The sequence below is a fragment of the Pseudomonas sp. A-R-19 genome, from assembly GCF_019956575.1.
Taxonomy (GTDB): Bacteria; Pseudomonadota; Gammaproteobacteria; order Pseudomonadales; family Pseudomonadaceae; genus Aquipseudomonas.
Window position 1 is genome coordinate 145,010 of sequence record NZ_JAHBDR010000126.1, and the last position, 9,657, is coordinate 154,666.

Annotated in this window: 9 protein-coding genes and 4 pseudogenes; 9 read left to right on the forward strand and 4 right to left on the reverse strand. The window is 54.6% G+C overall.

The features are described 5' to 3' along the window. The first annotated feature begins 38 nt into the window (after positions 1–38). Both KGA88_RS31315 and KGA88_RS31320 read left to right on the forward strand, forming a co-directional pair. Complete coding sequence (locus tag KGA88_RS31315; protein WP_223596790.1) at positions 39–881, forward strand: helix-turn-helix domain-containing protein; 843 nt, start codon at positions 39–41, stop codon at positions 879–881. A gap of 364 nt (positions 882–1,245) precedes the next feature. Next, positions 1,246–1,416: pseudogene (locus tag KGA88_RS31320) on the forward strand (helix-turn-helix domain-containing protein); the annotation flags it as partial. A gap of 2 nt (positions 1,417–1,418) precedes the next feature. On the opposite strand, the pseudogene KGA88_RS31325 reads toward KGA88_RS31320, so the two are convergent. Next, positions 1,419–1,716, reverse strand: a pseudogene (locus KGA88_RS31325) (Arm DNA-binding domain-containing protein); the annotation flags it as partial. Between the two features lie 461 nt (positions 1,717–2,177). On the opposite strand from KGA88_RS31325, the pseudogene KGA88_RS31330 reads away from it, so the two are divergent. Beyond that, positions 2,178–2,477 (forward strand): annotated as a pseudogene (locus tag KGA88_RS31330) (tyrosine-type recombinase/integrase); the annotation flags it as partial. A 119-nt stretch (positions 2,478–2,596) separates the two neighbouring features. On the opposite strand, the gene KGA88_RS31335 reads toward KGA88_RS31330, so the two are convergent. Next, positions 2,597–2,815, reverse strand: coding sequence for a hypothetical protein (locus KGA88_RS31335; RefSeq protein ID WP_223510931.1), 219 nt, complete (start codon positions 2,813–2,815; stop codon positions 2,597–2,599). Between the two features lie 267 nt (positions 2,816–3,082). Between KGA88_RS31335 and KGA88_RS31340 the strand changes: the two genes are divergently transcribed. The 3 genes and pseudogenes from KGA88_RS31340 (at position 3,083) to KGA88_RS31350 (ending at position 5,979) form a co-directional block, all read left to right on the forward strand. Further along, entirely contained in the window at positions 3,083–4,456 is a 1,374-nt protein-coding gene (locus KGA88_RS31340; RefSeq protein WP_218498467.1) for a transposase, read from the forward strand. 214 nt (positions 4,457–4,670) lie between these two features. After that, positions 4,671–4,932 (forward strand): annotated as a pseudogene (locus KGA88_RS31345) (transposase domain-containing protein); the annotation flags it as partial. A gap of 285 nt (positions 4,933–5,217) precedes the next feature. Next, positions 5,218–5,979, forward strand: a complete 762-nt coding sequence (locus tag KGA88_RS31350) for an SDR family NAD(P)-dependent oxidoreductase (protein WP_110625626.1) — start codon at positions 5,218–5,220, stop codon at positions 5,977–5,979. Between the two features lie 303 nt (positions 5,980–6,282). Here KGA88_RS31350 and KGA88_RS31355 read toward each other — a convergent pair whose 3' ends face one another. Then, complete coding sequence (locus KGA88_RS31355; protein WP_218497785.1) at positions 6,283–6,672, reverse strand: MerR family transcriptional regulator; 390 nt, start codon at positions 6,670–6,672, stop codon at positions 6,283–6,285. 74 nt (positions 6,673–6,746) lie between these two features. Between KGA88_RS31355 and KGA88_RS31360 the strand changes: the two genes are divergently transcribed. The 3 genes from KGA88_RS31360 to KGA88_RS31370 all read left to right on the forward strand — a co-directional run bounded on the left by KGA88_RS31360 (position 6,747) and on the right by KGA88_RS31370 (position 9,386). Beyond that, positions 6,747–7,826: an SDR family oxidoreductase gene (locus KGA88_RS31360; RefSeq protein ID WP_223596792.1), complete on the forward strand. Its 1,080-nt coding sequence runs from the start codon at positions 6,747–6,749 to the stop codon at positions 7,824–7,826. A 167-nt stretch (positions 7,827–7,993) separates the two neighbouring features. Then, entirely contained in the window at positions 7,994–8,893 is a 900-nt protein-coding gene (locus tag KGA88_RS31365) for a DMT family transporter (protein WP_223510981.1), read from the forward strand. A 241-nt stretch (positions 8,894–9,134) separates the two neighbouring features. Further along, positions 9,135–9,386: a hypothetical protein gene (locus KGA88_RS31370; protein WP_223510980.1), complete on the forward strand. Its 252-nt coding sequence runs from the start codon at positions 9,135–9,137 to the stop codon at positions 9,384–9,386. Positions 9,387–9,441: 55 nt separating this feature from the next. Here KGA88_RS31370 and KGA88_RS31375 read toward each other — a convergent pair. Next, on the reverse strand, positions 9,442–9,657 hold a 216-nt coding region (locus KGA88_RS31375), incomplete at its 5' end, for a hypothetical protein (RefSeq protein ID WP_223596793.1).

The following is a 9,657-nucleotide window of genomic DNA, read 5'->3' on the forward strand; positions in this document are numbered from 1 at the left end:
CGACATGGGATGTCTGATAGAAGGGATTTCTCGCAACAATGGACATGGCCGAGACACAACACTTACAGCGCTTTGCTGACTTTCTCAGGTTCTGGCGCGGAGTCTTCGGGCTGAGCCAGGAGCAACTGGCCGAAATGGTCGGCACCTCGACTCGACATGTCAGTCGCCTGGAAAACGGGATAAGCAAGCCAAGTGAGGTGCTGACCGACCACATCGCGGACGCGCTAAAGCTTGGCCGCAGGGATCGCAGCCATCTGCGCATTGCTGCGGGCTACGCGACCAATGAAATAGCGCAGGACTTTCACAGCCCGGATCTCAAGTGGTTAAGGTCTGCAATGCTCAGAACATTGCAGACACTGGATCCGTATCCATCCACCCTGACTGATGGCGCGGGCAATATCCTGATGGTCAACAAGGCCTGGGTAGGCTTCTATCAGGACAAAGTCGATACCGAGCGGCTCAGGCAAACTGTCAACTTGTATGACTTTCTGTTCAACGACGGCAGCGATGGCGCGCTGAGCGAGGAATGGCAAGACGCATTGTCGTTGGTGATCATGGCGTTCAAGCAGCATGTCATGCTCAACGGCAGCGATCAGGAAAATCAGACCCTGAAGCGCATTCTTGACTACCCCAACGTTCCAGCTGACTGGAAAATACGCGCCTCCAGGCTCGAGCCCAGAGCCAGCTTCAAAGTCAAAATTCAGCATCAGGGAATGGTCAGGGGCTTCTACAGCGTCAGCCAGATGGTTGGCGCACTTGGCCCGGCGGCCTACATGACCGAACCTAGGCTCAGCATCAACACCCTCTATCCCGAAGATGCCGCACTGAGCCTTGAAAAGCTGCTGCTTACCCCCCTAGAACATCCCCTGCTGTTCTACTGAGTGGCAGCCGCTCAACCGCATGGTTAACGCCATTGGCACAATCAATTCTGCGTCCTGATACTAGAGAACGGCTACGGTTTTGACCCATGTAGCCGATGGGCTATGTCGAGGTTGGTGCCACAAACTCCATAGCCCCCACTCATCAACATTGCCATCGCTGGATGACTGCTCTTGGTCGATTCTGTGGAAAAAGTTGGCTTCGGTTTCCACTGCAAAAAAGTGCGCGTCTGAGATTGAAATTCGTGTTTTGCGCAGAAGGTTCAGGGCTCAGATTTGATGTGGCAGCGCGCAAAAAAGGTGTTTTCACCGCTCAATGCATGGCTACGTCCAATTTCAGAGCGTAACTTCCACCGAAACCGCAAGACATGCTTCGGCGCTTCGCGTCGATGAACTTGCGGCCTGTGTGCAGATGAGCACTCCGACCTTTCACCACCACTTCCGTCAACTCGCCGCAATGAGCCCTCTGCAGTACCAAAAATGGCTGCGACTGAATGAAGCAAGACGGTTGATGCACAATGAACACCAGGACGTATCCATTGACGTCTTTACTTGTCCGGCCTCTACCTTAGCAGTGGCGTATGCCTGTGCCTTGGCTGTTTTCGTTTGCTCGTTGGGATTGATCTGCTCATCAATGAGCGCTCGAGCCTGATTGCGGGCCTTGCGGATGTCCGTCAGGGATTTGCGTGGCCAGGACGCCGCAGGCGTACTCTTTGTTCTGGTCACCCCACCGATACCGATAGAAAAAGCTGACTGTCACGCCGTCCTTGCGGACTGAGAGTCGACCGGCCAGATTGCCATCCTCCCTGAGGATTCGGCCGGCATCGTTGGCGGTCAGAGGAGATGGGGTGCTAGGGGTCGAGTGTTCGAATCACTCCGTCCCGACCATTTATTCTTAAAGAAATCCAGTCACTTAGCGGTGACTGGATTTTTTTATGATTTATTGTTTTTGCGCGGAGCTGATTTTTGCCCCACTTTTTGCCCCACTGAGGATTTCGATTATCCGCTGGTCGAGAGGGAGGGGAATTAACGTAGAGTGCTCCAACGCGGGGTGTTCAAGAGCATCGGGTGCGAGGCGTGCACGATTGCATCGTTAATAGGGAGGAACGTTTTCCTCTTCGGGTATGAACCTCCACGTATCCGCCACATATCTCCAAGCAGAGCCCGTAAGAGACTGGCTCTAAATCTCTACCGCGGGTGGCAGTGAGCGCTCTTTCAGGTGGCTGAAGGCATAACGGGTACGCAGGGCAGGGTCATAGGCGGGGAACGGCACGATTGCCCCTGCGCTGATTTCCTGCTCAAAAGTGCCTTCGCGGCGAGGATTTCTTGTGCCCGAGCTGGTTGCACGCCTCAGACCATCTTTCCACCAGACAATACGCTCGAATAGTCAAAGATTGGGTGGCAGCCATTGGCCTTGATCCAACCATGTACGGTACTCACACGCTTCGGAGAACCAAGGCTTCTTTGATCTATCGCAGGGCAAAGAACCTGAGGTCCGTCCAACTCTTACTAGGTCATACGAAGCTTGAAAGCACTGTTAGGTACCTGGGAGTCGAGGTCGATGATGCCTTGGAAATGGCGGAGCAGACGGAAGTCTGACCATTCATTGTGACGGTCGTGCTAGGCCGTCGCTACTCGTTCCACTATCGGTCAAATGTGCCTATAAAATCAGGGACCGATTCAGATCAGAGGGCAGCCTTAGACTGCACTGAGTGATCCTAAGACTGGCGTATCCTCATTATGGAATCTGTGATGGCTTGAGCATTTGTGTCCAGCGTTTCCATGGCCGATATCGCATTAGCGGCAACACTGCCAACCCCATTTTCTAAAAGCCACTTGGTTATTTCTTCTATTGCTGCACCTAGGGCGTGTTGATTGTGGAGTAGCAATGTCAGAGCGTCAGCCGTCGCGATCTTGCAGTCTGAGCTATCTAGCATGACGGTCATCCTTGAGAAATGTTGCCGGAAGCCTAGCTCATCTCACGCTGGCTGAGACTGGTGGCTAATTACCTAGTTCTATCTAGCTGTTTGCATTCAACATTCACCTGAATTGCGCTTGCTCACGCTCCTAATTTTTGACCGGTAGAGGACGACCTAAAGTTGACTGTGGCGACAGGCAGAAATCGGCCGATTCTGTTGAAAAAGTAGCTCCCCTGTCTGGCCTGCGGCAAAATCTCTGCATTGGCCAGCAGGGAAGCACGCAGCATGATGGGACAGTTATCGAGTGGGCAGGAACGGCTGTTTTACTCGTTCAACCTTGAAGACCACATCCCCGCCAATCACCTTCTGCGTAGCATTGATCGGTGTCTCGATCTGAGCGACTTGCGCCATTACCTCGCCGATTTTTACAGCCCAATTGGGCGTCCGTCGATTGACCCTGAGTTGATGATCCGCATGCTGATCGTGGGCTATTGCTACGGCATTCGCTCAGAGCGTCGGCTGTGCGAAGAAGCCCATTTGAACCTGGCGTATCGCTGGTTCTGCCGGTTAAGCCTTGAAGATGAAGTCCCCAATCACTCGACCTTTTCCAAAAATAGGCACGGCCGTTTTCGGGACAGCGATTTGTTTCGCTGGCTGTTCAACGAAGTGCTGCGTCGTTGCATGGACGCCGGCCTGGTCAAGGGCGAAGGCTTTGCCGTGGACGCCAGCATCATCAAAGCGGATGCCAGCCGGCAGCGCGGTGTACCGGGTGATGAACCGGTCAACTGGAACGATCCGGCCCTGAGCACCCGCGCCGTGCGTGAGTATCTTGAGGCACTCGATGAAGAGGCTCTGGCCGAAACGCTACCGAAGCGCCTATCGCTGACTGATCCTCAAGCCCGCTGGACCGCAGCTCCAGGTGGCCCAGCGTTCTACGCTTATTCCACGAATTATCTGATCGATACCGAGCACGGCGTGATCATGGACGTGGAACCCACACCGGCTCATCGAACCGCAGAAGTCGAGAGCACCAAGACGATGATCGAACGGGTCGAAGCGCAGTTCGACATCAAGCCGGAGCGCCTTATTGGCGACACCGCTTACGGCACCGCGCCGATGCTGGCCTGGATGGTGGAGGAAAAAGACATCGAGCCGCATGTGCCGGTGTGGGACAAAACCGAGCGCAAGAACAACAGTTTTTCGAGCAACGATTTCCACTGGAATGAAGAGGCTGAGGAATACCGCTGCCCGGCCGGAAACCCATTGCGCAGCGAATGGCGAGCCTTCAAAAATGAGCGTTCACACGTCACCAAAGCCAACACCATTATCTTCCGATCCCGGCAGACCGACTGCGTTGCCTGTCTGATGAAAGCCAAGTGCTGCCCGAACACTGCGTGCCGCAAGATCGCCCGCAGCGTCCATGAAGCCGCGCGCGATGTGGCTCGGCGAATCGCAGCGACACCTGGGTACGTGCGCTCTCGCCACGAACGTAAGAAGGTCGAAATGTTGTTTGCCCACCTCAAGCGCATCCTGAAATTGGATCGCCTGCGACTACGTGGCATGAGTGGCGCGACTGATGAATTCACGCTGGCCGCTGCGGTGCAGAACCTGCGACGGCTGGCCAAATTTACATCTCAAGGGCCACCTGCCACGGGATAGGTGCGCCTGCACGAAGCAAAAAACCTCAAATTAACCCAATAACAGAGCAGCAAAGGTCAACGAAGAGCCGAGAAACCACTCGATGTGGTGAGTAGGTTCTCCGATGGTGGTCGTGCCTTAGTTCAGGCCAGCTGAAAATCCGACTTTTTCAACAGAATCAACCCAAAGCAGACATTATGTGTCTAGCAAATCCGGAGCAATTCACTGATGGGGAAATCAAATCCGGCCATGGGCTTTTTGGGCTTTCAAACTGGCTATTCCCGGGCTCCTTACGTAGCGGCAAAGGTGCGGCTGCGATTATCAGTTTGAACCAGTCGGCACGGCTTAACATCCATGAACCGTATGCGTATTTAAAGGGCGTGCTCACGCGCCTGCCGACGCAGCGGGTGAGTGAAGTCGATCAATTGTTGCCGCATAAGTGGCAACCGGTTTCATCACGCAAGGCGTGGTGTCGGACGCATAAACCTAGCCGATAGCTGTGACAAAGGCGGTGTTTTTCACTTAAAAGTACGTGGACACCTTCGCCATTATCGCCAGGATTTCCATGCGTCAGAGAACTTCTTGCCCCAAACCTTTTAAAGCCCAAGTCGTCCAAGAATACGTACAGCCGGACGTCTCAATGAAAAGCGTAGCTTTGCGCCGCAGAATAAGCGCCAACCTGATTTGAAAATGGATACCTGCCTATCGTGACCGCCAGACGCCGACGTTGCCCGCTTGGTGCTACGGTGATGGCTTTTTAGCAACCAATTCGAGATATCCATATGAAACCCAATCCGACAATCGATAACGTATTACGCGTCGCGTTGGTTACAGGATCCACTTCCGGTATCGGCGCAGCCATTGCACGTGTACTAAGCCGTGCAGGCTATGCGGTGGTGCTCCATTCGCGAAATTCTGCGGATGCGGGACGCGCAATGGTTGCCGAAATGAAGCAGGCTATTTACGTGCAAGCTGATCTTGCTTTCGAAGCTGACAGGGTCAGGCTTATTAACGAGGCGATCGCCGCGTGGGGGCAGCTCGACGTATTGGTCAATAACGCCGGTATTAGCAGAGTCATTCCGCACTGCGACCTTGCCTCGGCCAACTCGACGGTGTGGCACGAACTTAACGAGGTTAATGTCGTGGCGCCGTTCCACCTAGTCGCATTGGCCGAGTCGGCATTACGCGATGCCGCCCGTGACCGTCGAGCAGGTTGCGTCGTAAACATCAGTTCGCATGCCGGTATCCGTCCTAAGGGTGCATCGATTCCCTATGCGGTAAGCAAAGCTGCGCTTAATCACATGACCCGCTTGCTCGCGGTATCGCTGGGGCCAGAAATTCGCGTAAACGCTGTGGCGCCTGGCTTGGTCGACACGCCTCTGACCGCAGAGTGGACAGGTGCTCAAGAGTTGTGGCGAACTCGTGCACCTATGCGCAGGGCCGCTAGCCCAGACGACATCGCAAAAGCTGTTGTAATGCTGGTCGAGTCGGACTACTTAACCGGCGAGATACTCCTCTCAGACGGCGGGTTGAATCTGACCTAGGTTTAGCGTGCTCCGGTGTAGCAGGTGAGAAGACGAGTCACTCTGTTTCGCCGACTCGCCCAAAGGACGGATACCATAGCTTTTCAGGGCGGGCTAGAGGACACCGCCGGACGGATACAGATTACCGAGTTGCTGCCGCATAGATGGGCGCCCGTTTAACCACGCAAGGTCTGTTGGGCGGACGTTTGCTGTCCAGGGCCTGGCCAGAAGGCTTTAGAAAATGCATAAGGGGACTTGAAACTTGAAACTTGAAACTTGAAACTTGAAGCAGGCTGCAGCTTCCGCTCTCTAGATGCTGACCGTTCAGTTGGAAGAGTTGTTCAACTGCTGAAGCTCAAGTTGTTTGGCAGCACTGGCTTCGAGGTTTGCACGCTCTTCATCCAGATACCGATAAATACTTTGGAGGTTGGCGATTTTCTGTTTGATTTCCGCCATCTTCTTTTCAATTAGCTTGGCGCCGTCAGCACAATCGATCAGCTTGTTCCGTTGCGCATCCAGAATCTCGCCTATTTCCCCCAGGGAAAACCCCATGCTTTGCGCGCGCTGGATAAAGTCCAGATCCTGCAGAGTTTGCGCTGTGTAATCGCGATAGTTGTTAGTTCGCCGCTGTGGTGAGATCAGGCCGATTTGCTCGTAGTAACGTAGCGTATGGCGGCTGGCACCGCTGCGGGCCTCGAGTTCGCCGATTTTCATGAAAACACCGCTTGACCATAGAGTTGGGTTGATAGCTTACGCTTGGTTCCTCACCTTAAACAAGGAACAGGGAAATGAGCGTGGAGTGCTTTGTCACGGGGGGTACCGGTTTCATCGGTCAACATTTGGTGGCGAACCTGAGTGCAAAAGGTCACACCATTCGGGTGTTGATGCGTCGCCCGGAGCGACTAGCTGCACTGCGTGAGCAAGTCGACAATTTGAGAGGGTGTGCAACCCGGGTATTTGCCGTAGCTGGCGATCTGGAACGGGACAACCTCGGGCTGAGTCTTGCTGACCGAGAAGTACTAAGGCACGCCAGCGTCGTATTCCACCTGGGCGCCCACTTCGCATGGGGGCTTTCAGTGGAGCATTCTCGTGCGGTAAATGTGGAAGGGGCAAAGCGCGTGGCGCTGTTGGCGGCTGAGCAAAAAAGCCGGCTAGTGATGATCGGCGGCTACATGCTGAAAAATCATGAACATCTGCAACGCATCGGAATTGATCCTCGTTATCCGGAGCTGACGAATTGGCCTGCCGTCTACCGACATGTCGGTGGTTACGAGGGGAGCAAGCTGGAGGCGCATTTTGCGACCCTGGAGGTCATGTCCACCAAGGGCGGGGAGATTACCGTTGTCCACCCCGCGACGGTTTGTGGCCACAGCCGCACTGGGCATATCCTTGACGGTCAGCCGCTGGTGGAGCTGATACGAAACCTTGTGCAGAGAAAGCTGACTGCAGTGCCCGGTACCGCCGAGCACTGGCTGCCACTGGTCACCGTGGATTACCTGGTTGAGCTGGTGGCGGTTTGTGCTTTTGATCCTGCCATGGTGGGCCAGGAACTGCTGGCGCTTGATGACCAAACACCGAACTTGCGAGAACTCCTGGTACAGGTGGCACAACCTTTGGGCTTAAAGTCTCCCAAGCATTACATTTCACTCCGATTGTTGAAGTTGCTACTGAGTATTCCTCCCGTCGCGCGGTTTTTGAATACAAAACCCGAAGCCTTGGACTTTATCCAGACCACTCGTTTTGATACAGCGGCGGTCGAGCAATTTGCCAATATGCATGGAATATCCAAACCGGATATACGTCAGTCTTTGCAGCACACTGCAATGTTCGTCAACTCAAATTGCATAGCCAAGGGCCAGGCCCTCTGACTTCTCCCTTGGCGGCGACAAGAAGGCGAATGGCATCCTACTGGACGATCCAGCTTATGCCACAATAAATACTGGGGTCGATGGGATCTTCGTATCCTCAAACTTTGCGCCGTCGATGTAGGGCGGCATTCTATCGAACGACAATTCAGCGACAGGGATCGTCATCAATGCAATCTACTTTCAGCAAAGGCGTCATATTTGCACTCTCCGCTGCGGCACTGAACGCTACGATCGGTGTACTCAGCAAAGTACTCATGAGTAATGGTTTCACCGCTAGCAGTGTCGCTGTCATCAAGACCGTACTGGGATGCGTGCTGCTCTCGATCTTATTATTTGTCCTCAAGCGCCCGGCGGCGTCGACCAAATGGACTCAGGCGGCTATCTGCGCATTCCTTGGCATCTTTGTGCTGTTCCATTTCGAAACGTCCGCCTATCGACACTACGCTGCGGCAGGTGTGGTGGTGGTGCTGATGGCCAGTGCCTCAATTTCCTCGATCATTCTGGGGCGCATTTTTCTCAAAGATGCCATCACCGCGAACGCGACCGTGGGCGCCGCACTGGCTATCGCCGGGATCGCGGTGATCTTCGGCGCCGACCTGCAGCAGGGCTTTACCCTGCAAGGTGCTGCGCTAGCCTCCATGGCCGGCTGCGGCTATGGGGCGTTTTCGGTTGCCATGAAGCGGATGGGCGTGTCGGGGGGACTGCACTTCACCCGACAATTGTTGTTCTTTGGCAGCCTGTACCTGCTGATGCCGGCCGCGGCCGATGATTTCGTGATCGGCGAGCTGTCGCCGCTGGCGATCGCCGCGCTGCTGGCGCTGGCCGCGCTGCCGACAATCCTGGGCTTCTTCTGCACCACCAAGGCCATCGAGTATCTCAAGCCATCCCAAGTGCAGGCGCTGGAACTGACCGAGCCGCTGTTCGCCGCCCTGCTGGCGTTTGTGGCGCTCAATGAAGTACCGCGCGAAAGCCTGTACGCGGGAGCGGCACTGATCATCGTCGGCCTGTGTTTCTCCAATGAACTAATCCGCTTGGGCAGCAAAGCATCCGTACCTTCGACCGAGTGAGCTATTTTCGGATCCTGATTACTTTAGCAACCAGTGGTTTTTAAGTGTTTTGAGCTACTGACCGCTTCTGGCCGTTCTCTGCCGATCATGGTTACAAAGCGTGCTGGTCAAATCCGATGCAATCGGTGGTCAGAACGAATGCAAATGACTGGTCAGGTCGAATGCAAGCGGGTGATCAAGTAGAGTGCAATTTCGCAGCTGAATATCGGATTAGTGTTGTGGGGACTTGTAAGGGGTGATGATGGGGCTCAACAAACCAGTGCAGGACCTGAAGCGCGATCTGCAGGGTGTCGCCTCTGATCTGAAGTGGTCGGCCGTGGAGTTAGTTCGGATTGCCGAGCGGCTAAGCCACGCAGGTAATGGACCAGACGCTGAGGCGCTTCGAAGGATGATCACAATCTTCCAGCAAGGTGAGAATCGGTTAGATGGCTGGATTAAAGAAATCGGTGCAGGCCAGGTAGTCCCGCCGGCGAAGGCTGACCACTGCCAATGATCGCGGAAGGGATTGGCAGGAGGTTGTCATGGCACTTAACAAACCCAATCAAGAGTTACGCCGCGACTTGAAAGCCGCTGCATATTCCCTCGAAGAAGCTGCCCTGGAAATGTTCAGGCTTGCAAAACAGCGCGGGGATACAGAGTGTCGGCGCTGATTGAAAACTGACCCACCCTGCCGATTGAAAATTGACCCAGGGCGGATTGCTGATTTTTGCTTCAGCAATTGTGGATAAGCTTAGCAGTCGTGTCCCAGTGCAGAGGCGCCGAAC